This window comes from Enterobacteriaceae bacterium Kacie_13 (assembly GCA_013457415.1).
GTDB lineage: Bacteria > Pseudomonadota > Gammaproteobacteria > Enterobacterales > Enterobacteriaceae > Rahnella.
On sequence record CP045665.1, the window covers coordinates 3,902,248 to 3,927,889 of the forward strand.

A 25,642-nucleotide genomic window follows, 5' to 3' on the forward strand; every position below is an offset into this window, starting at 1 on the left:
CCCCGCCGTACGAACCAATCTCGGAACATTCGCTGAAAATCTACTTCTCCACGCTCGCGCGCAGCTGAGTCTCTCTAAAAACACCTTTGGTGTTGTAAGGTTAAGCCTCTCGGGTCATTAGTACTGGTTAGCTCAATGCATCGCTGCACTTACACACCCAGCCTATCAACGTCTTAGTCTTAAACGTCCCTTCAGGTGGCTTAAAGCCACAGGGAAGACTCATCTCGAGGCAAGTTTCGCGCTTAGATGCTTTCAGCGCTTATCTTTTCCGCATTTAGCTACCGGGCAATGCCATTGGCATGACAACCCGAACACCAGTGATGCGTCCACTCCGGTCCTCTCGTACTAGGAGCAGCCCCTCTCAATCTTCCAACGCCCACGGCAGATAGGGACCGAACTGTCTCACGACGTTCTAAACCCAGCTCGCGTACCACTTTAAACGGCGAACAGCCGTACCCTTGGGACCTACTTCAGCCCCAGGATGTGATGAGCCGACATCGAGGTGCCAAACACCGCCGTCGATATGAACTCTTGGGCGGTATCAGCCTGTTATCCCCGGAGTACCTTTTATCCGTTGAGCGATGGCCCTTCCATTCAGAACCACCGGATCACTATGACCTACTTTCGTACCTGCTCGAGCCGTCACTCTCGCAGTCAAGCTAGCTTATGCCATTGCACTAACCTCACGATGTCCGACCGTGATTAGCTAACCTTCGTGCTCCTCCGTTACTCTTTAGGAGGAGACCGCCCCAGTCAAACTACCCACCAGACACTGTCCTCACCCCGGATTACGGGGCCGAGTTAGAACATCAAACATTAAAGGGTGGTATTTCAAGGTTGGCTCCACGCAGACTGGCGTCCACGCTTCAAAGCCTCCCACCTATCCTACACATCAAGGCTCAATGTTCAGTGTCAAGCTATAGTAAAGGTTCACGGGGTCTTTCCGTCTTGCCGCGGGTACACTGCATCTTCACAGCGAGTTCAATTTCACTGAGTCTCGGGTGGAGACAGCCTGGCCATCATTACGCCATTCGTGCAGGTCGGAACTTACCCGACAAGGAATTTCGCTACCTTAGGACCGTTATAGTTACGGCCGCCGTTTACCGGGGCTTCGATCAAGAGCTTCGCATTGCTGCTAACCCCATCAATTAACCTTCCGGCACCGGGCAGGCGTCACACCGTATACGTCCACTTTCGTGTTTGCACAGTGCTGTGTTTTTATTAAACAGTTGCAGCCAGCTGGTATCTGCGACTGGCTTCGGCTCCGAGAGCAAGTCTCTTCACCTACGTGCCAGCGTGCCTTCTCCCGAAGTTACGGCACCATTTTGCCTAGTTCCTTCACCCGAGTTCTCTCAAGCGCCTGAGTATTCTCTACCTGACCACCTGTGTCGGTTTGGGGTACGATTTCGTGTTACCTGGAGCTTAGAGGCTTTTCCTGGAAGCATGGCATCAACTACTTCACCACCGTAGTGGCTCGTTATCACGCCTCAGGGTTAATATGCAACCGGATTTACCAAGTCACACCCCCTACACGCTTGAACCGGGACAACCGTCGCCCGGCTAGCCTAGCCTTCTCCGTCCCCCCTTCGCAGTAACACCAAGTGCTGGAATATTAACCAGCTTCCCATCGACTACGCTTTTCAGCCTCGCCTTAGGGGTCGACTCACCCTGCCCCGATTAACGTTGGACAGGAACCCTTGGTCTTCCGGCGTGCGGGTTTTTCACCCGCATTATCGTTACTTATGTCAGCATTCGCACTTCTGATACCTCCAGCAACCCTCACAGGTCACCTTCGACGGCTTACAGAACGCTCCCCTACCCAACAACGCCTAAGCGTCGCTGCCGCAGCTTCGGTGCATGGTTTAGCCCCGTTACATCTTCCGCGCAGGCCGACTCGACCAGTGAGCTATTACGCTTTCTTTAAATGATGGCTGCTTCTAAGCCAACATCCTGGCTGTCTATGCCTTCCCACATCGTTTCCCACTTAACCATGACTTTGGGACCTTAGCTGGCGGTCTGGGTTGTTTCCCTCTTCACGACGGACGTTAGCACCCGCCGTGTGTCTCCCGTGATAACATTCTTCGGTATTCGGAGTTTGCATCGAGTTGGTAAGCCGGGATGGCCCCCTAGTCGAAACAGTGCTCTACCCCCGAAGATGAGTTCACGAGGCGCTACCTAAATAGCTTTCGGGGAGAACCAGCTATCTCCCGGTTTGATTGGCCTTTCACCCCCAGCCACAAGTCATCCGCTAATTTTTCAACATTAGTCGGTTCGGTCCTCCAGTTAGTGTTACCCAACCTTCAACCTGCCCATGGCTAGATCACCGGGTTTCGGGTCTATACCTTGCAACTTGACGCCCAGTTAAGACTCGGTTTCCCTACGGCTCCCCTATTCGGTTAACCTTGCTACAAAATATAAGTCGCTGACCCATTATACAAAAGGTACGCAGTCACCCAACAAAGTAGGCTCCCACTGCTTGTACGTACACGGTTTCAGGTTCTATTTCACTCCCCTCGCCGGGGTTCTTTTCGCCTTTCCCTCACGGTACTGGTTCACTATCGGTCAGTCAGGAGTATTTAGCCTTGGAGGATGGTCCCCCCATATTCAGACAGGATGTCACGTGTCCCGCCCTACTCATCGAACTCACAACAAGTGCATTTTTGTGTACGGGACTATCACCCTATACTGTGCGACTTTCCAGACGCTTCCACTAATGCACAAACTGATTCAGGTTCTGGGCTCTTCCCCGTTCGCTCGCCGCTACTGGGGGAATCTCGGTTGATTTCTTTTCCTCGGGGTACTTAGATGTTTCAGTTCCCCCGGTTCGCCTTGCATGGCTATGTATTCACCATGCAATAGTGTGTCGAAACACACTGGGTTTCCCCATTCGGGTATCGTCGGTTATAACGGTTCATATCACCTTACCGACGCTTTTCGCAGATTAGCACGCCCTTCATCGCCTCTGACTGCCTAGGCATCCACCGTGTACGCTTAGTCGCTTAACCTCACAACCCGAAGGTGTCTTAAAGACATCATCGCGCTGCGATTATTTGAGAGACTCTATTACAGACAAAAGCACCACTCAGTACTTCTACGGAGAGTGATGTTCAGCTGTAATCTTTCAATTTTCAGCTTGTTCCAGATTGTTAAAGAGCAAAATACTTCGCAGCATACTGTTACCAATATACTCTGAAGTATTATTTAAAGGCTGTACGGTAATGGTGGAGCTAAGCGGGATCGAACCGCTGACCTCCTGCGTGCAAGGCAGGCGCTCTCCCAGCTGAGCTATAGCCCCATACAGTCACTTACAGATACCCTTATCTACTAACACATCAAGAGGATGAGTTAGCCAATTTGTTCTCAGGCAAGGCGGAGTCATACGACGTTTGCGCGTGCAAACGAGTCGTGGCGACAACGCAGCATGAGGACGAATTGGTAGGCCTGAGTGGACTTGAACCACCGACCTCACCCTTATCAGGGGTGCGCTCTAACCACCTGAGCTACAAGCCTATAAAGGTATTTCTGCTCGTTACTTTTTCATCAGACAATCTGTGTGGACACTGCACAATGCGTATCTTTAGGTAAGGAGGTGATCCAACCGCAGGTTCCCCTACGGTTACCTTGTTACGACTTCACCCCAGTCATGAATCACAAAGTGGTAAGCGCCCTCCCGAAGGTTAAGCTACCTACTTCTTTTGCAACCCACTCCCATGGTGTGACGGGCGGTGTGTACAAGGCCCGGGAACGTATTCACCGTAGCATTCTGATCTACGATTACTAGCGATTCCGACTTCATGGAGTCGAGTTGCAGACTCCAATCCGGACTACGACATACTTTATGAGGTCCGCTTGCTCTCGCGAGTTTGCTTCTCTTTGTATATGCCATTGTAGCACGTGTGTAGCCCTACTCGTAAGGGCCATGATGACTTGACGTCATCCCCACCTTCCTCCGGTTTATCACCGGCAGTCTCCTTTGAGTTCCCGACATGACTCGCTGGCAACAAAGGATAAGGGTTGCGCTCGTTGCGGGACTTAACCCAACATTTCACAACACGAGCTGACGACAGCCATGCAGCACCTGTCTCACGGTTCCCGAAGGCACTAAGCTATCTCTAGCGAATTCCGTGGATGTCAAGAGTAGGTAAGGTTCTTCGCGTTGCATCGAATTAAACCACATGCTCCACCGCTTGTGCGGGCCCCCGTCAATTCATTTGAGTTTTAACCTTGCGGCCGTACTCCCCAGGCGGTCGACTTAACGCGTTAGCTCCGGAAGCCACGCCTCAAGGGCACAACCTCCAAGTCGACATCGTTTACAGCGTGGACTACCAGGGTATCTAATCCTGTTTGCTCCCCACGCTTTCGCACCTGAGCGTCAGTCTTTGTCCAGGGGGCCGCCTTCGCCACCGGTATTCCTCCAGATCTCTACGCATTTCACCGCTACACCTGGAATTCTACCCCCCTCTACAAGACTCTAGCTTGCCAGTTTCAAATGCAGTTCCCAAGTTAAGCTCGGGGATTTCACATCTGACTTAACAAACCGCCTGCGTGCGCTTTACGCCCAGTAATTCCGATTAACGCTTGCACCCTCCGTATTACCGCGGCTGCTGGCACGGAGTTAGCCGGTGCTTCTTCTGCGAGTAACGTCAATCGCTGCAGCTATTAACTACAGCGCCTTCCTCCTCGCTGAAAGTGCTTTACAACCCTAAGGCCTTCTTCACACACGCGGCATGGCTGCATCAGGCTTGCGCCCATTGTGCAATATTCCCCACTGCTGCCTCCCGTAGGAGTCTGGACCGTGTCTCAGTTCCAGTGTGGCTGGTCATCCTCTCAGACCAGCTAGGGATCGTCGCCTAGGTGAGCCATTACCCCACCTACTAGCTAATCCCATCTGGGCACATCCGATGGCGTGAGGCCCGAAGGTCCCCCACTTTGCTCTTGCGAGGTCATGCGGTATTAGCTACCGTTTCCAGTAGTTATCCCCCTCCATCAGGCAGTTTCCCAGACATTACTCACCCGTCCGCCGCTCGTCACCCAGAGAGCAAGCTCTCCCGTGCTACCGCTCGACTTGCATGTGTTAGGCCTGCCGCCAGCGTTCAATCTGAGCCATGATCAAACTCTTCAATTAAAAGTTCGATTTGCTTAAACACGTTAAGCGGTGCTCAAAGATTACTTCGTAATAATTCAACTAAATGAATTACTGCTTGGTCACTCTAAGACTTGATATTTTTTTGCCACCGAGGTGGCTGATATCGTCTTGTGAGTGCCCACACAGATTGTCTGATAAATTGTTAAAGAGCAGTGAGTTACGCGCTTTCGCTTGGCAACTCGAGGTGGCGTATATTACGCTTTCCTCATTCAGTGTCAACCGTTTATTTCGCCGGATGCCGCTGTTTTTAATCTTTCCGACCCGGTTACTTCGTGATGTTGTTCACGTTGTTCCCTGTCGATGGAGCGGCATTATAGGGAGTTCTGAGCAGGCCGCAAGGGTTTATTGCAAATAATTTACCGACCGTTCATAAATACATCAAGTGCTTTATTTGCATTCAAAAAGCGCATAAAAAACGGGCTCCAAACTGCTTTGGAGCCCGTTTCGCACTTCTAAACCATACGATTACTGCCTTGCGACAATGTGATCATGTTCCACATCAACCGTAATTGGCTTACCTGGAATCAACTTACCCGACAAAATTTGCTGGGCCAGCGGGTTCTCAATTTGCTGCTGGATGGCACGTTTCAATGGACGCGCACCATATACCGGGTCGAATCCTGTATTGCCCAGCAGCTCCAGCGCCGCATCGGTCAGCGTTGCAGTATAGCCATGTTCTTCCAAACGTTTGTATAAACGCTGCAACTGGATCTGCGCGATATGCTTGATATGCGCGTGAGCCAGCGGATGGAACACGACTACTTCATCTATACGGTTGATGAATTCCGGACGGAAGCTATGAGTCACTACTTCCATTACCGACTCTTTCATCTGCGCATAGGTCGCTTCACCAAAGTGCTGCTGGATAATGTCAGAGCCCAGGTTAGAGGTCATAATTACCACCGTGTTACGGAAGTCGACCGTTCTCCCCTGACCATCCGTTAAGCGCCCGTCGTCCAGCACCTGTAATAAGATGTTGAAGACATCCGGATGCGCCTTTTCCACTTCATCTAATAAGATGACTGAATAAGGACGGCGACGCACTGCTTCAGTCAGGTAACCACCTTCTTCATATCCAACATAACCCGGAGGCGCACCGACCAGACGAGAAACGGAATGCTTCTCCATAAACTCTGACATATCGATACGCACCATCGCGTCGTCACTGTTGAACAGGAATGTCGCCAGCGCTTTACACAGCTCCGTTTTCCCCACACCTGTCGGGCCGAGGAACAGGAATGAGCCGATCGGGCGGTTCGGATCTGATAATCCTGCACGACTACGACGAATCGCATTCGATACCGCTTCTACCGCTTCGTTCTGGCCGATGACCCGGCTATGCAGTTCCTCTTCCATACGCAGCAGTTTTTCGCGTTCGCTTTCCAGCATGCGCGATACCGGGATCCCCGTCCAGCGCGCCAGCACATCGGCAATTTCCACATCTGTTACGCGATTGCGCAGCAGTTTCATGGTCTTGCCTTCAGCCTGAGTCGCCGCGGCCAGTTGTTTTTCCAGTTCAGGAATTTTCCCGTACTGCAATTCCGACATTCGTCCCAGGTCACCTACGCGACGGGCCTGCTCGAGCGTAATCTTCGCCTGCTCCAGTTCCGCTTTAATATTCTGCGTGCCAGTCAGTGACGCTTTCTCTGCTTTCCACTCTTCTTCCAGTTCAGAGTATTCACGCTCTTTCTGGTTGAGCTCCGTTTCCAGCATTTCCAGACGTTTCACGCTGGCGTCATCAGACTCTTTTTTTAGTGCCTGTTGTTCCAGCTTGAGCTGAATGATGCGGCGCTCAAGGCGATCGAGCGATTCAGGCTTAGAGTCCATCTGCATACGGATACTAGACGCGGCCTCATCGATAAGGTCGATCGCTTTATCCGGTAACTGACGATCGGAAATATAACGGTGCGATAAGGTCGCCGCCGCGACAATTGCCGGGTCAGTAATCTGTACATGGTGATGCAGTTCGTAACGCTCTTTCAGCCCACGCAGAATAGCGATGGTGTCTTCGACTGACGGCTCTGCGACAAACACTTTCTGGAAACGACGCTCTAACGCTGCGTCTTTCTCTATATACTGACGATATTCATTTAAGGTTGTCGCACCGACGCAGTGAAGTTCACCGCGAGCCAGCGCAGGTTTGAGCATGTTACCGGCATCCATCGCACCGTCGGCCTTACCTGCGCCTACCATCGTGTGCAATTCGTCGATGAACAGAATGACGTTACCTTCCTGTTTTGCCAGATCGCTCAACAGGCCTTTCAGACGTTCTTCGAATTCACCGCGATATTTCGCACCGGCAACCAGCGCGCCCATGTCTAATGAGAGTACGCGTTTATTTTTCAGCCCTTCAGGCACTTCACCATTAATGATGCGCTGCGCCAGACCTTCGGCGATCGCCGTTTTACCGACACCCGGTTCACCAATCAGCACCGGGTTATTTTTGGTACGGCGTTGCAGCACCTGAATTGTCCGGCGAATTTCTTCATCACGACCGATGACCGGATCCAGTTTGCCCTGCTCGGCACGTTCGGTCAGATCGATAGTGAATTTTTTCAATGCCTGACGTTGGTCTTCGGCATTCTGGTCATCCACTTTCTCACCTCCACGCATTTGATCGATAGCCGCAGTAATCTTCTCGGCCGTTGCGCCGCTGGCCTTTAACACATCCGTTAATGAACCGCGGTCTTTCATCACTGCCAGAACAAAGAGTTCCGACGAAATAAAGGTATCGGCACGTTGCTGTGCCAGTTTGTCACATAGATTTAAAACACGAACCAGCTCATGGGATGGTTGAACATCTCCGCCGGTTCCTTCAACTTGCGGCAAACGCCCCAAAGCCTGATCAATGTCCGTGCGCAGCTTCTGGGTATCAACCCCGGCTGCTGTTAATAAAGGACGCACGGTTCCGCCTTCCTGAGTGAGCAAAGCGCTCATCAGGTGGACAGGTTCGATAAATTGATTGTCGCGCCCAAGCGCGAGAGACTGAGCATCCGCGAGGGCAAGCTGGAATTTACTTGTAAGACGATCCAGACGCATAACACCTCCAATACTGAACAAAATTGCTACTGGAGATTAGATGAGGTCAACCCTCACGTTTTCAAGGTTATCTTGTCAGTATATTAAGAGGACTACAGCGTTGCGCGATGGATCGTCTTGATTAGACAGGTTATCCCAGCCAAATTAAACTTGCCAGGCGTCCCGTGATCCCGTCGCGTCGATAAGAGTAAAATTTGCTCTTGTCAGACACGGTGCAATATTCACCGCCATAGATGGCGCTGACGCCCACAGATTGCAATCGCAACCGTGCAAGTTGATAGATATCGGCCATGAATTTCGCGCCAGCCGGAACAAAAGCACGAGAGGATTCAGGATCCACGGCCATAAAGGCTTCACGAACCTCAGCCCCCACTTCAAAATGCGCAGGTCCAATCGCAGGTCCAAGCCACGCGATCACATTTTTGGGATCTGCACTAAAGCACGCCACGGTATTTTCCAGTACGCCCGCACACAATCCGCGCCAGCCCGCATGCGCGGCGGCCACTTCATCCCCTGCCAGGCTGCAAAACAGAACCGGAAGGCAATCAGCCGTCATCGCTGCGCAAACGACCCCTGGCTCGCAGGTATAAGCGGCATCAGCAATAAGCGTAGATATAAGAGGAGCGTTTAACGTGAGGCGAACAACATTTGTGCCGTGAACCTGTTCAAGCCAGTGCGGCGCAGCGGGTAAATCGCCGAGCGCGATCAGTCGCAGGCGGTTTGCAATAACGTGTTGCGGATTATCACCGACATGGCTGCCGAGATTAAAAGAATCGAAAGGAGGCAAACTGATGCCTCCTTCACGAGTAGTTGCACATGACCGTACCGAAGCCGGTTGCGGCCACTGAGGCCTAATAAGCGCACTCATTACCAGTTCATCTGATCCTTGAATTCTTCGGTATCTGCTTTCAGCGCTGTAATCAGGTCAACCATATCCTGAGGAAGCGGTGCATGCCATTCCATCTGAATCCCGGTCACCGGGTGATAAAGACGGAGCATCGTCGCGTGCAGCGCCTGACGATCAAAGCTGCGCAGCGTATTGATAAACGCTTCGGAAGCCCCTTTCGGCAAACGTGGACGACCTCCATAAAGTTGATCGCCTAACAACGGATGGTTAACGTGAGCCATATGCACACGGATCTGGTGGGTACGCCCCGACTCAAGACGCAGACGCAGACGCGTATGAGCACGGAAATGCTCCATGATGCGGTAATGCGTAGTCGCCGGTTTACCCATCGGGTGAACCGCCATATGCGTACGTTTGGTGGAATGACGCGCAATCGGCTCATTCACCGTGCCGCCTGCCGTCATTGTACCAATCGCTACAGCTTCGTATTCTCGGGTAATTTCGCGAGCCTGAAGTGCCATAACCAAATGCGTTTGCGCAGGAACTGATTTCGCGACAACCATGAGACCGGTAGTATCTTTATCGAGACGGTGAACGATGCCACAGCGCGGGACGTCCATGATTTCAGGGTAATAATGCAGTAACGCATTCAGTACCGTACCGTCCGGATTTCCTGCGCCTGGGTGAACAACCAGATCGCGGGGTTTATTGATGACTAAAATATCGCTATCTTCATAGACGATATCTAGAGGGATATCTTGTGGCAGCCAACGCGCTTCTTCTTCAATTTGCGCGTCGATTGCGATAGCCTCGCCACCCAACACTTTTTCTTTTGGTTTGGTCACTTTTTTGCCGTTGACCGTGACCCGGTCTTCAAGGATCCAATCTTTTATGCGAGATCTGGAATAATCAGGGAACAATTCGGCCAAAGCCTGATCTAACCGTTGACCGAGTTGAGATTCGGCCACCGTTGCGGTGAGTTGTACTTGTTGTGCCATATGCAGCTTCTTGGTTAACGTTGGGTTTTCACGGCGATGCCGTTTAAAATAATGTGCTATTGTAGCTGGTCTTTGTCGGGAGCTTAACGGACAGTCTCCCAGAATAACACCTGAGGATAATCAAAACGTCATGACGCGTGTGAAATATCTGGTGGCAGCAGCCACGTTGAGCCTGGCGCTGGTCGGTTGCTCCAGTTCCAAAGAAACGGTTCCCGATAACCCGCCTAACGTCCTTTATGCCACTGCCCAGCAAAAGTTGCAGGACGGTAACTTTAAAGGCGCGATTGCGCAATTAGAAGCGTTGGATAACCGCTATCCATTTGGGCCTTACTCGCAGCAAGTTCAGTTAGATCTGATTTATGCCTATTACAAGTCTGCTGACTTGCCAATGGCTCAGGCCTCAATTGATCGCTTTATGCGTCTCAATCCTACCCATCCAAATATCGACTACGTCATGTATATGCGTGGTTTAACGGATATGGCGCTGGATGACAGTGCATTGCAAGGATTCTTCGGTGTTGATCGTTCTGACCGCGATCCGCAGCATGCACGTGCAGCCTTCCGTGATTTCAGCCAGCTGATCCACGCATATCCAAACAGCCAGTACGCGACTGATGCGACTAAGCGTTTGGTATTCCTGAAAGAGCGTCTGGCGAAATACGAGCTATCCGTGGTGCAATACTACACTAAACGTGGTGCTTACGTCGCTGTCGTTAACCGTGTAGAGCAAATGCTGAAAGATTATCCGGATGCGCACGCAACACACGAGGCGCTGCCGTTGATGGAAAGTGCCTATCGCGAACTGCAGCTAAACAACCAGGCTGATAAAGTCGCGAAAATTATTGCCGCCAATAGCGCTGCATAATTTCAAATGTCCGAACACAAAAACGGTAGCTCAGGCTGCCGTTTTTTTTGTTCTTTTTTTGGGATTGATGAAGTGAGTTACAGAAGGGATTAAAAAATAAGCAAAAAATGACTAATGCAAGGAAGGAAGTCATACATTGATCTTTGCAATCATGCGTCATCCCGTAGCAAGTCTCAAGGCATTTACCACCATAAATTACCCTATGTCACAGAATCGTCTGAGTTGACAAAAAGTGACAAAAAACCGCGATTCAGGGGACGCAATTCATAAAAAAGGCTGGTATGTTGGATTCATCGGAGACGGAAAGAAGAGAGGTAAATTATATGACAGTCAACATTACCAGCAAGCAAATGGACATCACTGCCGCCATTCGTGACCACATCGAAGGCCGTCTGAAAAAACTGGAAAAATGGCAAACTCAGTTAATTAACCCGCACATTGTTCTGTCGAAAGAACCACAGGGATTTGTCGCCGATGCGACGATCAGCACGCCAAACGGACAGCTGATTGCCAGTGCCACCCATGATGATATGTATGCCGCTATTAACGAGATGACCGCGAAACTTGAACGTCAGCTCAATAAAGCGCAACACAAAGGTGAAGCCCGCCGTGCAGAGTCCGGCGTTAAGGAACTGAACCTGGAACCGGTGGAGGAAGAAGAGGAATAACCGGGTTGTCGAAATGACCGTTAATAACGCGCTCCAGTGAGCGCGTTTTTTGTGCCCAAAGCAAATCTTATTGACACAGGGAAAACCCTGCGGTTACTTTAAGACTCCGTTCACGTTTAAGGACATCACGACTCTATGATTACCCGTCTGTTTTTCTTCGCATTCTTTTTTACCTTCCCCTGATTGGGAGGCGTTTCGTCGCGAAAGAATGAATGCGAAGACGAACAACAAAGCCTCCTGAAAAGGGGGCTTTTTTTATGCCTGTGTTTCACACGATTTTACTGAAAGAAAGAACATCAAAAAGGGTACTAACATGACCGAGAACTCATTGCTGGCGCTGCGCGAACGAATCAGTGCGCTGGATCTGAAACTGCTGGCATTACTGGCAGAGCGCCGCACGCTGGCAACAGAAGTCGCGCAATCCAAGATGCACACTCACCGGCCAATCCGCGATAAAGAACGTGAAAAAGAACTGATTAACTCGCTGATAGTCGAAGGGAAAAAGCAGGGGCTGGACGGACATTACATTACCCGCGTTTATCAGCTGATCATTGAAGATTCCGTCTTAACGCAGCAGGCACTGCTGCAGCAACATCTCAACAAAACCAATTCTGACTCTGCCCGCATTGCCTTCCTCGGTCCTAAAGGCTCCTACTCCCATCTTGCCGCACGCCAGTTCGCCGCGCGCCATTTCGAACAATTCATCGAATGTGGTTGCCAGAAATTTCAGGACATTTTCTCTCAGGTAGAAACAGGACAAGCTGATTACGCCGTTCTGCCGATTGAAAATACCAGTTCCGGTTCGATCAATGACGTATACGATTTGCTGCAACACACCAGCCTGTCTATCGTCGGCGAGCTGACGAACCCAATCAATCACTGCGTGCTGGTGGGAACTGACACCGACCTCTCGCAAATCCAGACAGTGTACAGCCATCCGCAACCGTTCCAGCAATGCAGTCAGTTCATCAATCGTTTCCCGCACTGGAAAATTGAATACTGCGAAAGTACCGCTGCCGCGATGGAAAAAGTAGCAGCCGCCAATTCCCCGCACGTTGCCGCCCTCGGCAGTGAGGCCGGCGGTGCGCTCTATCACTTGCAGGTGCTGGAACACAATCTGGCCAATCAGCAGGAAAACATCACCCGATTCATCGTACTGGCACGTAAGGCGATTGACGTTACGGATCAGGTACCGGCCAAAACCACCTTAATCATGGCGACCGGACAACAGGCCGGTGCGCTGGTGAATGCGCTGCTGGTATTGCGTGAACAAGGCATCATCATGACCAAGCTGGAATCTCGCCCGATCAACGGCAATCCGTGGGAAGAAATGTTTTATATCGATGTGCAGGCCAACCTGCGTTCGGAAGAGATGAAAAAGGCGCTGAAGGATCTGGCTCCGATCACCCGCTCGCTAAAAGTTCTGGGCTGTTATCCAAGCGAAAACGTCGTTTCCGTCGATTTGTAATTTTCCAAACAAAAAGGGCGCTGCACGGTGCAACGCCCTTCTATTCTTTAATGTATGAACGACTTACTTACGATTGTCGTTCGCCTGTCTGAGCAACGCACCACTTTCCTTCAGGAAGCGTGGCGCATAATCGCCAAACCAGTTTTCCACTTTCCTGAATTTATCGATAAATGCCTGTTTGTCGCCCTTCTCCAGCAGCGTCAGAGCATCACCAAAACGCTGGTAATAACGTTTGATCAGCGCCAGATTGCTTTCCGAAGACATAATAATGTCTGCGTAAAGTTGCGGGTCTTGTGCAAACAACCGTCCGACCATCGCCAGCTCCAGACGATAAATCGGTGACGACAGTGCCAGAAGCTGCTCAATCTGAACGTTTTCTTCACACAGATGCAGGCCGTAAGCAAAAGTTGCAAAGTGGCGCAGTGCCTGAATAAACGCCATATTTTGATCGTGCTCAACGGCGCTGATTTTATGCAACCGCGCCCCCCAGACCTGCAGCTGTTCCAGTAACCACTGGTATGCCTGCGGTTCGCGACCGTCGCAATACACCACGACCTGTTTTGCCAGGCTGCTGACATCAGGGCCGAACATCGGATGCAGACCCAGAACTGGCCCTTCATGCACCGCGAGCATCGCCTGAAGTGGACGATTCTTCACTGACGCCAGATCCACCAGAATACAGTCGTCTGGCAATTTCGGCAGTCTTGCAATCACTTCTTCTGTCAGGTGGATAGGTACACTGACAATCACCATACCGGCGTTGGCCAGTAAAGTTTCAGCCTGCGGCCAGTCTTCCTGTTCCAGGACGTTGACCTGATAGCCTGAGAGTTCCAGCAAACGGGTAAACAAGCGCCCCATCTGGCCGCGACCGCCGATGATCACCACCGGACGCAACGCAGGATGCAATGTTTTAAAGCCTTTGTCATTTTCGCTTGAGTAGGACTCACGCATCACTCGGCGCAATACGTCTTCTATCAAATCCGGCGGGACACCGAGGTTCTGCGCTTCCTGACGACGTGAAGCCAGCATCGCCGCTTCACGTTCAGGCACATAAATCGGCAAACCATAACGGCTTTTGACTTCCCCGACTTCTGCCACCAGCGCCAGACGCCGTGATAAGAGATCCAACAACGCTTTATCTACGTCGTCGATCTGATCGCGCAACGCGTTAAGTTCTGCCACCATAAAAACTTACTCTCCTGCGATTCTTGCCGACAGCGCGTCGCCCAGCTCCTGATGCATGGTACGCAGCAGGGTTTCCGTGGTTTCCCAGTTAATGCAGGCGTCGGTTACCGACACACCGTATTTCATTTCTGAACGCGGTTGCTCAGAAGACTGGCTACCTTCGTGCAGATGACTTTCCAGCATCAGGCCCGTGATGGAGCGGTTCCCGGCTTTAATCTGGTCAATCACCGACTGGGCCACAATGGTCTGGCGACGGTAGTCTTTGTTTGAGTTGCCGTGACTGCAATCTATCATCAAGGAAGGATGGAGTCCCGCATCGCTCATCTGTTTTTCGCACAGCTGAACGTCTTGTGCGCTGTAGTTTGGCGTCTTGCCGCCGCGCAGAATCACGTGACCATCCGGGTTGCCCTGAGTCTGCAACAGACAAACCTGCCCAGCCTGGTTGATCCCAACAAACCGGTGCGCCATCTCCGCAGCACGCATGGCGTTGATCGCTGTACCCAGACTGCCATCGGTGCCATTTTTGAAACCGACCGGCATGGATAAGCCGGACGCCATTTCGCGGTGAGTCTGTGATTCAGTAGTGCGCGCACCAATGGCTGACCAGCTGAACAGATCGCCTAAGTATTGCGGGCTATTCGGATCCAGTGCTTCAGTAGCCAGCGGCAGACCCATGCCGACCAGTTGCAGCAGCAGGTTACGTGCAATGTGCAAACCGGCTTCCACATCAAATGTGCCGTCCATGTGTGGATCGTTAATCAGCCCTTTCCAGCCCACGGTGGTACGTGGTTTTTCGAAGTAAACGCGCATCACAATGTACAAACGATCGCTCAGTTCAGCAGCCAGCGTTTTCAGATGACGCGCGTATTCCAGCGCCGCATCCAGATCGTGGATTGAACAAGGACCGCACACCACCAGCAGACGCGGATCACGGCCATGCACGATATCGGCGATGGTTTTACGTGCTTCGGCAATGCTGGTTTCATCACTCACGCTCAGCGGAAAACGATTTTTAAGCTCTTCCGGCGTGATAAGAATTTGTTCGGCACTGATGTGGACATTATTGAGGGCGTCTTTTTGCATGATAGTGATTCGCTTTTCAGGAAAATGGGCAGCCACGGGGGCATCTGCGGACAACATTACCACAGCGCGTAAAGTTATCAAGCCTTACTTGTAAACTTAACATTACCAATTCACCTTAACTCACGGGTAAGTGGAAATTTAAGTTTACATTAAGTTCCCTGAGGATGAGCAGAGTGTACCGCCAGGGTTACAGAGCAGGTGTCTTCGCGGGAGGAAATGAAAATGAAGAGAGAAAGAAGGATATTAAAGAGAATGAAGAGACATCCCTCAGCGACGTGAAGCTGCTGAGGGAAAAAATTACAGGTTGCGATCCAGTGTCATAAAGACCTGACCGAGCGCAGAGACGTCATCCACACTGCATTCGAAATGACTGTCCCGTCGCGTCACTTTCAGACGGTTACCGGGAATGCGCGCCACATCATAAACGTCGACATCGCCGTCGATATCCAGCAACCAGCGGCCATTTCCCGGATAGGTACTGCCCAAATCGATAATCCATGAATGGTTACCTTTCACTACATAGGCCGGTTCAGCTAGCGATCCGTCTAACAGGGAAGGATCCACCACCCAGGCGCCCTCATCTTCTAACGTTCCGCCACGTAATCTCAACTTTTTAAGCTGACGGATCCCATCAGACGCCGGAGCAACCGAAGAGGCCGTATCCTGCATCGAACCTTTGCCGGTTGCCAGCCATCGCAGTGAAACACCCGTATCCAGCGCACAGGCGACGACCACATCACCGGGAAAGTAATCCCTTCTTACCCAAGTACTTATCGTTCCAGAAGACAAACCATACAGATCACCCAGTTCCTTCTGCATGCTGAAGCCGTACGCCTGAAGCATGCGCGTCAGAACGGCCTTTCCTCCTTCTAGTTCATCTAATTGCATCTGGCGAAAACCCCTGAGCTTGTAAATACCAATTCGACAACTCGCAAATGCAAGTTTGGATTGTTTATGTAATGTACCGTACCTCGTCATGATACCAAATTTACGGCGCAGGGGGAGGATCAGTAAAAAATCTCATGAAGAACCTGAGGTCAGGAAATGAGGAGATGCGATGTTTTTAGGAACAAAGCAGCAGCGTCAGGTGGGTTTACGCCATATCGCACATCTGAAAGAAATCTACTTCTCTGAAAAGAGAAATAAGGTTGAGGACATTTATAATCATGCTCCGGATAAATGGAAAACCACATTATGTTTTCACGCCGGTCTGAAACGCCGTCATATTTATCTGACTTATTCTAAGCTGACGTCTGATGAACAATTAAAAATCATTCAGGCGTTATTATCGCTGCGCCATTTTTCATCATCACTACAAGGAAACTTTACCGATGGCAGACTGGATTGATGAGTCACAAGAATACCAGCTAAGGATGCTGGAAGAACAGATTACCAGGGCGACCCACGCCCCGCGCAGTGCATCAGCATACTTTTGTGAAGACTGCGAAATGGCAATTCCTGAACCAAGGCGGAAGATTATTCCAGGTGTTAAGCGATGTATTGAATGTCAGGAAATTAATGAAATAAAAAGCAGGAATTATCGGTCAATTTAATTCACTCACTTCCCCTTTATAGAATAGCGTCACCTCCTGAATTCATTTATTCCGGGAACGGCATTCTATTGTTTAAATTATGGATCATACCCATGCCAGATAATATCAGAGGAAGGATAGCCCCTTCTCCACCGCCAGCTTTTCAACGCACAACCGGCAAACCTTTTGCAGAGGCTGGTGGTGGAATGCTCCGCTACCGGTGATAGAAAATCGTCGTGAAAAGCCACTGACCCGCGATTTCTGTCAGCGCCAGAAGTCTGCGCTTTCCATAATCGCCCGCCGTCCGCGCTGCCTGCGCGCGCCGCCGCAACAAGAGAAAGTCATCGACATTATGCGCAAATACGCGCTGGAAGAAGATGCGAACGAACCCGGCGCCGCTGAGTCACGCTTCAATTGCAAGCCACTCAACCGCAGAGGTGCAGCCGGATACATACAGGCGCAGGGCTGCATTCATGTCAGGCGCAAAGAGCAAACGGTTCGGGTCGCACGTCAGTTGAGTGAAGAGGTCAATGCCTACAATGAGCCCCGGCAAAAGGACGTCGGGATATATGCTCCGCATCTCGGTGCATCGTCCGTCACCGGCTGCCGCCTCAGGAAAAATCGCTGAAAAACGCTGCCTTTTACCCGCCTTGGAGTTCTGGCAATAACTGTCGAAACCCAATCCGTCGTCGGGACATGGGAATCATTCAAAAACCAGACTAATAAAAATTAATCTATCAATTCAATGAATTATGAATTTTAAAATGCCCGGAGTGTTGACGTATTAGATCAATTAAAGAATACTGTATATAAACACAGTATCTGGCGAGGGGAGAAAATGGAAAACCTGACTAAACAACAGCTAACGTTGTCCAGGATACAGCTGATCGCGGACATTTCGCAGACGGCGCAATGTAATCCACAAGAATTTCTTGTCGTAATGTCTCTGATTTCAGAGCTGGCCAGCCAGGCGCTGACCGAGGAACATCATGATGCGCTCTATTACAACGGCAGCCCTGACGACGCCCACTGATCGCCAGATATGACCGGCGGTGTTAGTCAACGTACCCGGCGCTTACTCTTCCCAGCTAAGGCCGGACTAAGCGCCCCGCCATTTCCCCTGTTTTCCCCTTTCCTGTTGTGCCAATAGTTTCACAACCCTCCCTGATTGCCGCTTTCCTCCCTCTTGCGCAGACTGAAATCACCTCGTGACGATTTCATTCATTTGCGGAGAACCCCAATGAAATTTTATGCACAACAAGGCGACACCCTCGATTCCCTTTGCTGGCGCTATTACGGCCGAACCGCAGTCGTGGTCGAAAAAGTCTTCGCGGCCAACAAAGGCATTGCGGATTTTGGCCCACTGCTTCCCCACGGCACTGCGGTTGAAATGCCCGATATCGCCGAACATCCGGTTCAGGAAACCTTAAAATTATGGGACTAAATACAGAACGCATCAGCTCAGCCTGCGCGTACTTCATCGCCACGTCACTGACCTGGCTGGCGGGTATGACGTCGCAGGACATTTCCTTTCTGGTCGGCTCGGCCGTCGGCATCGGCACTTTTTTAATTAACTGGTACTACCGGCGTAAAAGCTACCAGCTGCTGGCGCGTAACGGCCTGAACAAAGACACCGAAAACCTCAACTCTTAAGCGGTGCAGTGCCGCCGTGGTCCTGGGGCTGATGGCCGCGCTGCCAGGTTATTTGTCATTACAGGTTTCAAACGCTGATCGCCACACTCAACCAGCAGATGCGCCAGCGGGAACGGGCAGAGCTGGTGTTACGTGAAAATCTGAGCACCGCTCAACGGGCGATGCAAGCCCGCGAACATCAACGGCAGGGAGAACTTCATGACGATCCACAATCACGTCAGTGGGCTGACACTGCTCTGCCTGCTGACGTTAGCCGGCTGCGCCAGCGTCCCGCCTTCAACACCACTCTCGATTATTTACTTTGGCTGTCCGGCAGTCAGCCCGTGCCCGGTACCGTCCGCGCAACCGGCAACTAACGGAGATCTGAGCGCCGATATTCTCCAACTCGAATCTGCACTGCTTAACTGCGAACTGCAGGTAGAAGCCATCAAAACGTGTCAGGAGGCACAACATGCAAAAACCGACTCAACTGCAACAACGGCTGACTGAGCAGATCCCTCTGTTTCAATCTGCCCCTGAAAAACTGGCACTTATCACCGGGCAGGGATACGTGGTGGCCACTGCGGTGGCTTCTTTGTCCCTCGAATATCGCTATCCGCTGACGCTGACCGTCACGGACGATGATGCAACTCGGCGGCCACGAACAGTGTAGCCCTGAAAAGAATACCGTCGGCAAACTCCACCTCGCAAAAGCAATATCCAGCAGCAACGAGGTCGGCAGGTGCTGAGTCTTCTGAGAACGCACTGCCTTTAAAAATTTATACCACCCGTAATTGTGCAGGGTTTCAAAGATGTGATCAACGATCAGCGATGGTTCATCGTCTCGGTTGAACATAACCTAAATGAAAAGGGATTTACGACAAAGTTGAATTTGAAGATTTATATTGTTGATATCACGTATCATTCATCAATATCACAACTATAACTTGCTTTTGCGAGTTATAGGTTTCATAATGACCTCACCGCTTATCTGTCATGCCGGAGGTTTTTATGATGCATTGCCCGCTTTGTGGAAAGGTCGCCCATACACGTTCAAGCCGTTATCTGAGTGAGTCAACAAAGGAACGGTATCATCAGTGCCAGAACATCGAGTGCAGCTGTACCTTCGCCACGCATGAATCCGTCGCCCGTGTGATTTCAAAACCCGGTAGCGAAAAATCAGCCGCATAGTCATTTTGTGGTCATTCAAAAACAAAAAAGGGGTTAGCCATTGGCTAACCCCTTGTTCTCTATTAACTAGTCGATGTCGCGTTAGCGATACCTTAGTTAAGACGCTCTTTGATACGAGCAGACTTACCAGTACGCTCACGCAGGTAGTACAGTTTAGCTTTACGAACGGCACCACGACGTTTAACAGCAATGCTGTCGATTACTGGGGAGTGAGTCTGGAATACACGCTCAACACCTTCGCCGTTAGAAATTTTGCGAACAGTGAATGCAGAGTGCAGACCGCGGTTACGAATAGCGATAACCACGCCCTCGAATGCCTGCAGACGCTTTTTAGAACCTTCAACGACCCATACCTTAACTTCCACGGAATCACCCGGACGGAATGCAGGTACGTCTTGCTTCATCTGCTCTTGTTCGATCTGTTTAATGATATTGCTCATAATATGTCTCTTACCCTAGGTAAACTGATATATCGGGAAGGCTTAGCAAAGTGCTCAAGCGGTCCCTCATAGTTTTGTTAACTGAGTCGATGTTCCTTTTGGAACTCTCTCAGTAACACCTCTTGCTCGTCAGTCAGAGCTAGGTTTTCCAGAAGTTCAGGTCTTCTAAGCCAGGTTCGACCCAGCGACTGTTTCAGACGCCAGCGACGTATATCAGCATGGTTTCCCGACAGTAAAACTGGCGGTACTTCCATGCCTTCCAACACTTCAGGACGGGTATAGTGGGGGCAATCGAGCAATCCGTCAGCGAAAGAATCTTCTTCTGCTGAAGCCTGACGACCCAGAACCCCCGGTATAAAGCGGGAAACTGAATCAATCAAGGTCATTGCCGGCAACTCACCACCGCTGAGAACATAATCACCAATTGACCATTCTTCATCAATTTCGGTTTTGATTACGCGCTCATCAATCCCTTCATAACGGCCACACACCAGAATAATTTTCTGATGGGCAGCCAGTTCGCAAACACCGGTTTGATCCAGTTTGCGCCCCTGAGGTGAAAGATAAATCACTTTCACACCTTCGCCTGCCGCTGCTTTTGCTGCATGAATCGCTTCCCGTAAAGGTTGCACCATCATCAGCATGCCGGGACCACCGCCGTAAGGGCGCTCGTCCACGGTACGATGTCGATCGTATGCGAAGTCGCGAGGACTCCAGCAATTTACGCTCAACAGGCCATTCTTAACTGCCCGGCCAGTTACCCCGTAATCGGTGATTGCGCGGAACATCTCAGGAAACAGGCTAATTATACCGATCCACATAGCCTACCCCTTACCAATGCTTTGCCGCTCAACCCGCCGTTGTTTACATCAGTAAACGTTACGGAGGTCAAAAACCAGGATCCCAATCTACTTCGACAGTGCGAGTAGCGAGATCGACTTTCTTGATAACCTGCCCATCGAGGAACGGAATCAACCGCTCCTTGAGTCCGAAGGCATCTTTCAGGTTGGCTTTGACTACCATCACATCGTTAGAACCGGTTTCCATCATATCGATGATTTTGCCCAGCTCGTAACCGGAAGTTGTCACTACCTGGCAACCAAAAAGGTCTTTCCAGTAATAGTCACCGTCTTCCAGTGTTGGTAGCTGCTTTGAATCGACGACAATTTCACAATTGGTCAGCAGATTCGCTGCATCCCGATCATCAACGCCTTTGACTTTGATAATCAGATCCTGAGTGTGGCGTTTCCAGCCTTCCAGCTCGATAACCTGCCACTTACCGGCACGCTGGATAAACCAGGGCTGGTATTCGAAGATGCTTTCAGCGTCTTCGGTGGATGAAAACACTCTGAGCCAACCGCGAATGCCGTATGTTGAACCCATTTTGCCGAGTACTAACGGCTCAGCGGGTACCACTGGATTGGATTGCTTGCTCATTGCCACCACCGCGACAGATTAAGCTGCTTTCTTAGCGTCTTTGATCAGCGAAGAAACGCGATCAGAAACGGTTGCACCCAGATCTACCCAATGGGTAATACGATCCAGGTCCAGACGCAGTGCTTCAGCCTGGCCAGAAGCCAATGGGTTGAAGAAACCTACGCGTTCGATGAAACGACCATCACGAGCGTTGCGGCTGTCGGTCACTACTACTTGATAAAACGGACGCTTTTTTGCGCCGCCACGTGCTAAACGAATTGTTACCATAACATCCTCTTTAGTTAATAAAACAACCAGACCCCATCGGGGAACGGGGTCTGGTTGCAATATAAAAAGCCCCAAAATTTTACTCATTTTGGCGCAAAAAGCAATCGAAAGCGTAGATTGCCTCCGTCGCTATTTGCCTGAGTACGCTTGGGGCCATTTATGTGGCTGATAATCAGCCAGTATTGTCGATTAGCGGCCTGGGAAACCCGGTGGCATCATACCTTTCATGCCACGCATCATTTTCGCCATGCCGCCATTCTTCATTTTCTTCATCATGCGCTGCATATCGTCGAACTGCTTAAGTAAGCGGTTAACATCCTGCACCTGCATGCCGGAACCCATAGCGATACGACGCTTACGGGACCCTTTAATAATTTCTGGTTTCGCGCGCTCTTTCGTCGTCATCGAATTGATGATCGCTTCCATACGCACCAGCACTTTATCGTCCATCTGAGATTTGACGTTGTCCGGCAGTTGCCCGACGCCCGGCAATTTGCTCATCATGTTTGCCATACCGCCCATGTTGCGCATTTGCTTGAGCTGATCGAGGAAGTCGGTCAGGTCAAAGCCGTCGCCTTTTTTGAGCTTGCTGGCCAGTTTCTCGGCCTGCGCGCGGTCGACTTTACTCTCAATATCTTCGATGAGAGAGAGAACGTCGCCCATGCCCAAAATACGCGAAGCGATACGATCCGGGTGGAACGGCTCCAGCGCATCGGTTTTTTCACCCATCCCGAGGAATTTGATCGGTTTGCCAGTGATATGGCGAATCGAGAGTGCGGCACCACCACGGGCGTCACCATCGACTTTCGTCAGGATAACCCCCGTCAGCGGCAGCGCTTCGTTAAACGCTTTCGCCGTATTGGCGGCATCCTGGCCGGTCATGGCATCGACAACAAACAGTGTTTCTACCGGGTTAATCGCGGCGTGAACCTGTTTGATCTCGTCCATCATCGCTTCGTCGACGTGTAAACGACCGGCGGTATCGACGATCAGAACGTCATAAAATTTCAGTTTGGCTTGCTGAAGGGCGCGGCGAACGATATCGACCGGTTTTTCCTGTGCATCAGACGGGAAGAAATCTACTTCAACTTGCTGCGCCAGCGTCTCCAGCTGTTTGATCGCCGCAGGGCGATAAACGTCGGCAGACACCACCAGAACTTTTTTCTTTTTCTTTTCTTTCAGGAATTTAGCCAGTTTACCGACGCTGGTGGTTTTACCCGCACCTTGTAAACCCGCCATCAGCACGACGGCCGGTGGCTGTGCCGCTAAATTGAGCTCGGTGTTCGCCTCGCCCATCGCGTTTTCCAGTTCTTTCTGGACAATTTTGACGAATTCCTGACCCGGTGTAAGGCTCTTATTGACCTCAACGCCAACGGCGCTCTCTTTCACCCGGTTAATGAAGTCACGGACGACCGGCAGCGCAACGTCCGCTTCCAGTAACGCCATACGAACTTCACGTAACGTCTCTTTGATATTTTCTTCGGTCAGCCGCCCGCGGCCGCTGATATTGCGCAGTGTGCGCGACAATCGATCGCTTAAATTCTCAAACATCGTCTCTTGCTCAACGTAATGACAGGCCGCTTTTGCGACGTAATTGCGGGATTATAACACGAAGCGTTGACGATCTCTGCTTTGACGTCTCAGATAGGTTGGAGCGTGACGCGGGTAACGTTATACTGCGGTTCTCATTCACTTTCCGATGCTACTGAAACGCTATGTCAGTTTTTGCTCTCGTCGCCATGTTGGCCTATTTGTTCAGCCTTGCACTGATCATTCCGAGCATCATTCGGAAGAACAGCGCATATCGGCGACTGGCATTGATTTCCGTGGTCGTGGCGCTGGTGTGTCACGCCGTTGCATTGCAGCAGCGCATCTTCGACGTCAGCACCGGCCAGAACCTGAGTCTGGTAAATATCGGCTCAGTCGTGAGTTTAATCATTGGCACGGTAATGACCATTGTGGCCTCGCGTAATCGTGGCTGGTTTGTTCTGCCGATCGTCTATAGTTTTTCGCTGATCAATTTGGCCTTTGTGACCTTTCTGCCAGGCGAGTTCATTACGCATCTCGAGGAAAGTAAAGGCTTGCTGGTTCACATCGGCCTGGCGCTGTTCTCTTATGCGACACTGATGATCGCCGCACTCTACGCACTGCAGCTCGCGTGGCTCGATTATCAGCTCAAAAACAAACGCCTCACGTTTACCGCCGATATGCCGCCACTGATGAGCATTGAGCGCAAACTTTTTCATATCACCCAGATTGGTGTCATCTTATTGACGCTGACGCTGTGCACCGGTTTGCTGTATCTGAATAATCTGTTCAGCCCGGAGAATATCGACAAAGCCGTCTTATCGATACTCGCATGGTTCGTATATATCGTCCTGCTGTGGGGCCATTATCACGAAGGCTGGCGTGGCCGCCGCGTGGTATGGTTCAGCATGGCTGGCGCCATTCTCCTGACTCTCGCCTATTTTGGCAGTCGCCTGATCCAGCAAATCATGGTTCATCAATAATAAGGAATTCCCGTTGGAGCACGTCTCGACAACAACCCTGATCATCATATTGATCATCATGGTGGTGGTTTCGGCTTATTTCTCAGCCTCCGAAACCGGTATGATGACACTCAACCGTTACCGGTTACGTCACCTGGCCAAACAGGGTAACCGCGGCGCACGTCGCGTCGAAAAGCTGTTAAAACGCCCTGACCAGCTGATTAGCCTGGTACTTATCGGCAACAATTTGGTCAACATCCTTGCTTCCGCTCTGGCAACAATTGTGGGTATTCGCCTGTACGGCGATGCAGGTGTGGCGATTGCCACCGGCGTGCTGACTTTCGTAGTTCTTCTGTTTGCCGAAGTGCTGCCGAAAACTTTCGCGGCATTGAATCCAGAACGTATCGCTTTCCCGAGCAGTATTTTGTTGCGTCCGCTGCAAACCATCATGATGCCCTTAGTATGGATCCTTAACAGTCTCTCGCGTCTGCTGATGAGAATGTGCGGTATCAAAACTACCACCAGCCTCAGCGATGCAATGAGCAAGGAAGAGTTGCGGACCATCGTGAACGAATCGCGCTCGCAAATTTCACGCCGGAACCAGGACATGCTGCTTTCAGTGCTTGATCTGGAGAAAGTGACGGTCGATGACATCATGGTGCCACGCAATGAAATCGTCGGTATCGATATCAACGACGACTGGAAATCGATAATCCGCCAGCTAACGCATTCACCGCATGGTCGTATTGTGCTTTACCGTGACTCACTCGATGACGCCATCGGCATGCTCCGCCTGCGTGAAGCGTATCGTCTGATGACCGAGAAGAAAGAGTTTACCAAAGAAAACCTGCTGCGCGCTGCCGATGAGATTTACTACATTCCGGAAGGTACGCCGCTAAATATTCAGCTGGTGAAGTTCCAGCGCAATAAGAAAAAAGTTGGGATTGTGGTCGACGAATACGGTGATATTCAGGGGCTGGTGACCGTCGAGGATATTCTCGAGGAGATTGTGGGTGATTTTACCACGTCGATGTCACCGACGCTGGCTGAAGAGGTGACGCCGCAAAGCGATGGTTCCGTCGTAATTGAAGGCAGTGCAAACGTTCGTGAGTTGAATAAAGCCTTTAACTGGAATCTGCCTGCTGACGGGCCCAGGACCATGAATGGCATGCTACTGGAAGTGTTGGAAGAGATCCCCACCATCGGCACAAACTTGCGGGTTAAGAATTATGAAGTCGAAATTCTGGATGTGCAGGAGAACATGATCAAACAGGTTCAGGTACGCCCTCTGCAACCCTTACAAAGCACCGTAAATCAGCGCTAACGGCCTGAGTTACAGACATAAAAAAGACGCG

24 protein-coding genes, 2 tRNA genes, 2 rRNA genes, 4 pseudogenes and 1 other annotated feature are annotated in these 25,642 nt (G+C 50.9%); of the genes and pseudogenes, 16 read left to right on the top strand and 16 right to left on the bottom strand.

Features of this window, described 5'->3' with window-relative positions; translation table 11 throughout:
• Positions 1 to 78 precede the first annotated feature (78 nt).
• The 8 genes and pseudogenes from GE278_17800 to GE278_17835 all read right to left on the bottom strand — a co-directional run bounded on the left by GE278_17800 (position 79) and on the right by GE278_17835 (position 10,135).
• Positions 79 to 3,014: ribosomal RNA gene (locus GE278_17800) — 23S ribosomal RNA — on the bottom strand.
• A gap of 205 nt (positions 3,015 to 3,219) precedes the next feature.
• A tRNA-Ala gene (locus GE278_17805) sits at positions 3,220 to 3,295 on the bottom strand.
• Between the two features lie 138 nt (positions 3,296 to 3,433).
• Positions 3,434 to 3,510 (bottom strand) — tRNA-Ile (locus GE278_17810).
• Positions 3,511 to 3,574: 64 nt separating this feature from the next.
• A 16S ribosomal RNA gene (locus GE278_17815) occupies positions 3,575 to 5,126 on the bottom strand.
• Together the 16S and 23S rRNA genes with 2 tRNA genes alongside form the textbook arrangement of a ribosomal RNA operon.
• A 485-nt stretch (positions 5,127 to 5,611) precedes the next feature.
• A complete protein-coding gene (gene clpB / locus GE278_17820; protein ID QLK62509.1) occupies positions 5,612 to 8,185 on the bottom strand; it encodes an ATP-dependent chaperone ClpB in 2,574 nt (857 codons plus the stop codon).
• A 130-nt stretch (positions 8,186 to 8,315) separates the two neighbouring features.
• On the bottom strand, positions 8,316 to 9,053 hold the full coding sequence (pgeF, locus tag GE278_17825) for a polyphenol oxidase (GenBank protein QLK62510.1): 738 nt from the start codon (positions 9,051 to 9,053) through the stop codon (positions 8,316 to 8,318).
• A complete protein-coding gene (rluD, locus tag GE278_17830) occupies positions 9,053 to 10,030 on the bottom strand; it encodes a 23S rRNA pseudouridine(1911/1915/1917) synthase RluD (GenBank protein ID QLK62511.1) in 978 nt (325 codons plus the stop codon). Before rluD ends, pgeF begins: the two co-directional genes overlap by 1 nt.
• Positions 9,942 to 10,135 (bottom strand): annotated as a pseudogene (locus tag GE278_17835) (hypothetical protein). The gene rluD and the pseudogene GE278_17835 overlap by 89 nt, the downstream one beginning before the upstream one ends.
• 25 nt (positions 10,136 to 10,160) lie before the next feature.
• Here GE278_17835 and bamD point away from each other — a divergent pair.
• From bamD to pheA, 3 genes are all read left to right on the top strand, one after another.
• Positions 10,161 to 10,895, top strand: a complete 735-nt coding sequence (gene bamD / locus GE278_17840; GenBank protein ID QLK62512.1) for an outer membrane protein assembly factor BamD — start codon at positions 10,161 to 10,163, stop codon at positions 10,893 to 10,895.
• Positions 10,896 to 11,218: 323 nt separating this feature from the next.
• Positions 11,219 to 11,563: a ribosome-associated translation inhibitor RaiA gene (gene raiA, locus GE278_17845; GenBank protein ID QLK62513.1), complete on the top strand. Its 345-nt coding sequence runs from the start codon at positions 11,219 to 11,221 to the stop codon at positions 11,561 to 11,563.
• 134 nt (positions 11,564 to 11,697) lie between these two features.
• Positions 11,698 to 11,822, top strand: a sequence feature (Phe leader region).
• Between the two features lie 54 nt (positions 11,823 to 11,876).
• Positions 11,877 to 13,031: a bifunctional chorismate mutase/prephenate dehydratase gene (gene pheA, locus GE278_17850; GenBank protein ID QLK62514.1), complete on the top strand. Its 1,155-nt coding sequence runs from the start codon at positions 11,877 to 11,879 to the stop codon at positions 13,029 to 13,031.
• 63 nt (positions 13,032 to 13,094) lie between these two features.
• Here pheA and tyrA read toward each other — a convergent pair whose 3' ends face one another.
• The 3 genes from tyrA to GE278_17865 all read right to left on the bottom strand — a co-directional run bounded on the left by tyrA (position 13,095) and on the right by GE278_17865 (position 16,187).
• A complete protein-coding gene (gene tyrA, locus GE278_17855) occupies positions 13,095 to 14,216 on the bottom strand; it encodes a bifunctional chorismate mutase/prephenate dehydrogenase (protein ID QLK62515.1) in 1,122 nt (373 codons plus the stop codon).
• Between the two features lie 6 nt (positions 14,217 to 14,222).
• On the bottom strand, positions 14,223 to 15,299 hold the full coding sequence (locus GE278_17860) for a 3-deoxy-7-phosphoheptulonate synthase (GenBank protein ID QLK62516.1): 1,077 nt from the start codon (positions 15,297 to 15,299) through the stop codon (positions 14,223 to 14,225).
• 297 nt (positions 15,300 to 15,596) lie between these two features.
• Complete coding sequence (locus GE278_17865; GenBank protein QLK62517.1) at positions 15,597 to 16,187, bottom strand: CI repressor; 591 nt, start codon at positions 16,185 to 16,187, stop codon at positions 15,597 to 15,599.
• Between the two features lie 169 nt (positions 16,188 to 16,356).
• Here GE278_17865 and GE278_17870 point away from each other — a divergent pair, with 169 nt between their 5' ends.
• From GE278_17870 to GE278_17920, 11 genes and pseudogenes are all read left to right on the top strand, one after another.
• Entirely contained in the window at positions 16,357 to 16,647 is a 291-nt protein-coding gene (locus tag GE278_17870; protein ID QLK62518.1) for a hypothetical protein, read from the top strand.
• A complete protein-coding gene (locus GE278_17875) occupies positions 16,631 to 16,852 on the top strand; it encodes a conjugal transfer protein TraR (protein QLK62519.1) in 222 nt (73 codons plus the stop codon). Before GE278_17870 ends, GE278_17875 begins: the two co-directional genes overlap by 17 nt.
• A gap of 307 nt (positions 16,853 to 17,159) precedes the next feature.
• A pseudogene (locus GE278_17880) lies at positions 17,160 to 17,417 on the top strand (hypothetical protein).
• Between the two features lie 252 nt (positions 17,418 to 17,669).
• Entirely contained in the window at positions 17,670 to 17,864 is a 195-nt protein-coding gene (locus GE278_17885) for a hypothetical protein (protein QLK62520.1), read from the top strand.
• 207 nt (positions 17,865 to 18,071) lie between these two features.
• Positions 18,072 to 18,275, top strand: coding sequence for a phage tail protein (locus GE278_17890; protein QLK62521.1), 204 nt, complete (start codon positions 18,072 to 18,074; stop codon positions 18,273 to 18,275).
• Positions 18,266 to 18,484: a hypothetical protein gene (locus tag GE278_17895; protein QLK62522.1), complete on the top strand. Its 219-nt coding sequence runs from the start codon at positions 18,266 to 18,268 to the stop codon at positions 18,482 to 18,484. Before GE278_17890 ends, GE278_17895 begins: the two co-directional genes overlap by 10 nt.
• Positions 18,468 to 18,554 (top strand): annotated as a pseudogene (locus GE278_17900) (lysozyme). The gene GE278_17895 and the pseudogene GE278_17900 overlap by 17 nt, the downstream one beginning before the upstream one ends.
• A gap of 128 nt (positions 18,555 to 18,682) precedes the next feature.
• On the top strand, positions 18,683 to 18,973 hold the full coding sequence (locus tag GE278_17905) for a hypothetical protein (protein ID QLK62523.1): 291 nt from the start codon (positions 18,683 to 18,685) through the stop codon (positions 18,971 to 18,973).
• Complete coding sequence (locus GE278_17910) at positions 18,936 to 19,136, top strand: hypothetical protein (protein ID QLK62524.1); 201 nt, start codon at positions 18,936 to 18,938, stop codon at positions 19,134 to 19,136. Before GE278_17905 ends, GE278_17910 begins: the two co-directional genes overlap by 38 nt.
• 114 nt (positions 19,137 to 19,250) lie before the next feature.
• A pseudogene (locus GE278_17915) lies at positions 19,251 to 19,409 on the top strand (phage tail protein).
• Positions 19,410 to 19,474: 65 nt separating this feature from the next.
• A complete protein-coding gene (locus GE278_17920; protein QLK62525.1) occupies positions 19,475 to 19,654 on the top strand; it encodes a late control protein B in 180 nt (59 codons plus the stop codon).
• Between the two features lie 92 nt (positions 19,655 to 19,746).
• Here the strand turns inward: GE278_17920 and rplS are convergent, their stop codons facing one another.
• The 5 genes from rplS to GE278_17945 all read right to left on the bottom strand — a co-directional run bounded on the left by rplS (position 19,747) and on the right by GE278_17945 (position 23,349).
• Positions 19,747 to 20,094 (bottom strand): 50S ribosomal protein L19, encoded by a 348-nt coding sequence (rplS, locus tag GE278_17925; GenBank protein QLK62526.1) that lies wholly within the window; start codon positions 20,092 to 20,094, stop codon positions 19,747 to 19,749.
• Between the two features lie 77 nt (positions 20,095 to 20,171).
• The gene (gene trmD / locus GE278_17930; GenBank protein ID QLK62527.1) at positions 20,172 to 20,915 is read right to left on the bottom strand and encodes a tRNA (guanosine(37)-N1)-methyltransferase TrmD; all 744 of its coding nucleotides are present in this window, start codon (positions 20,913 to 20,915) and stop codon (positions 20,172 to 20,174) included.
• Positions 20,916 to 20,982: 67 nt separating this feature from the next.
• Positions 20,983 to 21,531 carry a ribosome maturation factor RimM gene (gene rimM, locus GE278_17935; GenBank protein QLK62528.1) on the bottom strand — a complete coding sequence of 183 codons (549 nt, stop codon included), beginning with the start codon at positions 21,529 to 21,531 and terminating at the stop codon, positions 20,983 to 20,985.
• Positions 21,532 to 21,549: 18 nt separating this feature from the next.
• Positions 21,550 to 21,798: a 30S ribosomal protein S16 gene (gene rpsP / locus GE278_17940; GenBank protein ID QLK63334.1), complete on the bottom strand. Its 249-nt coding sequence runs from the start codon at positions 21,796 to 21,798 to the stop codon at positions 21,550 to 21,552.
• A gap of 189 nt (positions 21,799 to 21,987) precedes the next feature.
• Positions 21,988 to 23,349 (bottom strand): signal recognition particle protein, encoded by a 1,362-nt coding sequence (locus GE278_17945; GenBank protein QLK62529.1) that lies wholly within the window; start codon positions 23,347 to 23,349, stop codon positions 21,988 to 21,990.
• A gap of 164 nt (positions 23,350 to 23,513) precedes the next feature.
• Here GE278_17945 and GE278_17950 point away from each other — a divergent pair, with 164 nt between their 5' ends.
• Together GE278_17950 and GE278_17955 are read left to right on the top strand one after the other, a co-directional pair.
• Entirely contained in the window at positions 23,514 to 24,308 is a 795-nt protein-coding gene (locus GE278_17950; GenBank protein QLK62530.1) for an inner membrane protein YpjD, read from the top strand.
• A gap of 13 nt (positions 24,309 to 24,321) precedes the next feature.
• Positions 24,322 to 25,611: a DUF21 domain-containing protein gene (locus tag GE278_17955; GenBank protein ID QLK62531.1), complete on the top strand. Its 1,290-nt coding sequence runs from the start codon at positions 24,322 to 24,324 to the stop codon at positions 25,609 to 25,611.
• Positions 25,612 to 25,642: the final 31 nt, after the last annotated feature.

Coding starts and splice junctions, on each gene's coding strand:
- clpB (QLK62509.1), bottom strand. CDS start 8,185: ATGCGTCTGGATCGTCTTACAAGTAAATTCCAGCTTGCCCTCGCGGAT.
- pgeF (QLK62510.1), bottom strand. CDS start 9,053: ATGAGTGCGCTTATTAGGCCTCAGTGGCCGCAACCGGCTTCGGTACGG.
- rluD (QLK62511.1), bottom strand. CDS start 10,030: ATGGCACAACAAGTACAACTCACCGCAACGGTGGCCGAATCTCAACTC.
- bamD (QLK62512.1), top strand. CDS start 10,161: ATGACGCGTGTGAAATATCTGGTGGCAGCAGCCACGTTGAGCCTGGCG.
- raiA (QLK62513.1), top strand. CDS start 11,219: ATGACAGTCAACATTACCAGCAAGCAAATGGACATCACTGCCGCCATT.
- pheA (QLK62514.1), top strand. CDS start 11,877: ATGACCGAGAACTCATTGCTGGCGCTGCGCGAACGAATCAGTGCGCTG.
- tyrA (QLK62515.1), bottom strand. CDS start 14,216: ATGGTGGCAGAACTTAACGCGTTGCGCGATCAGATCGACGACGTAGAT.
- GE278_17860 (QLK62516.1), bottom strand. CDS start 15,299: ATGCAAAAAGACGCCCTCAATAATGTCCACATCAGTGCCGAACAAATT.
- GE278_17865 (QLK62517.1), bottom strand. CDS start 16,187: ATGCAATTAGATGAACTAGAAGGAGGAAAGGCCGTTCTGACGCGCATG.
- GE278_17870 (QLK62518.1), top strand. CDS start 16,357: ATGTTTTTAGGAACAAAGCAGCAGCGTCAGGTGGGTTTACGCCATATC.
- GE278_17875 (QLK62519.1), top strand. CDS start 16,631: ATGGCAGACTGGATTGATGAGTCACAAGAATACCAGCTAAGGATGCTG.
- GE278_17885 (QLK62520.1), top strand. CDS start 17,670: ATGGAAAACCTGACTAAACAACAGCTAACGTTGTCCAGGATACAGCTG.
- GE278_17890 (QLK62521.1), top strand. CDS start 18,072: ATGAAATTTTATGCACAACAAGGCGACACCCTCGATTCCCTTTGCTGG.
- GE278_17895 (QLK62522.1), top strand. CDS start 18,266: ATGGGACTAAATACAGAACGCATCAGCTCAGCCTGCGCGTACTTCATC.
- GE278_17905 (QLK62523.1), top strand. CDS start 18,683: ATGACGATCCACAATCACGTCAGTGGGCTGACACTGCTCTGCCTGCTG.
- GE278_17910 (QLK62524.1), top strand. CDS start 18,936: ATGCAAAAACCGACTCAACTGCAACAACGGCTGACTGAGCAGATCCCT.
- GE278_17920 (QLK62525.1), top strand. CDS start 19,475: ATGATGCATTGCCCGCTTTGTGGAAAGGTCGCCCATACACGTTCAAGC.
- rplS (QLK62526.1), bottom strand. CDS start 20,094: ATGAGCAATATCATTAAACAGATCGAACAAGAGCAGATGAAGCAAGAC.
- trmD (QLK62527.1), bottom strand. CDS start 20,915: ATGTGGATCGGTATAATTAGCCTGTTTCCTGAGATGTTCCGCGCAATC.
- rimM (QLK62528.1), bottom strand. CDS start 21,531: ATGAGCAAGCAATCCAATCCAGTGGTACCCGCTGAGCCGTTAGTACTC.
- rpsP (QLK63334.1), bottom strand. CDS start 21,798: ATGGTAACAATTCGTTTAGCACGTGGCGGCGCAAAAAAGCGTCCGTTT.
- GE278_17945 (QLK62529.1), bottom strand. CDS start 23,349: ATGTTTGAGAATTTAAGCGATCGATTGTCGCGCACACTGCGCAATATC.
- GE278_17950 (QLK62530.1), top strand. CDS start 23,514: ATGTCAGTTTTTGCTCTCGTCGCCATGTTGGCCTATTTGTTCAGCCTT.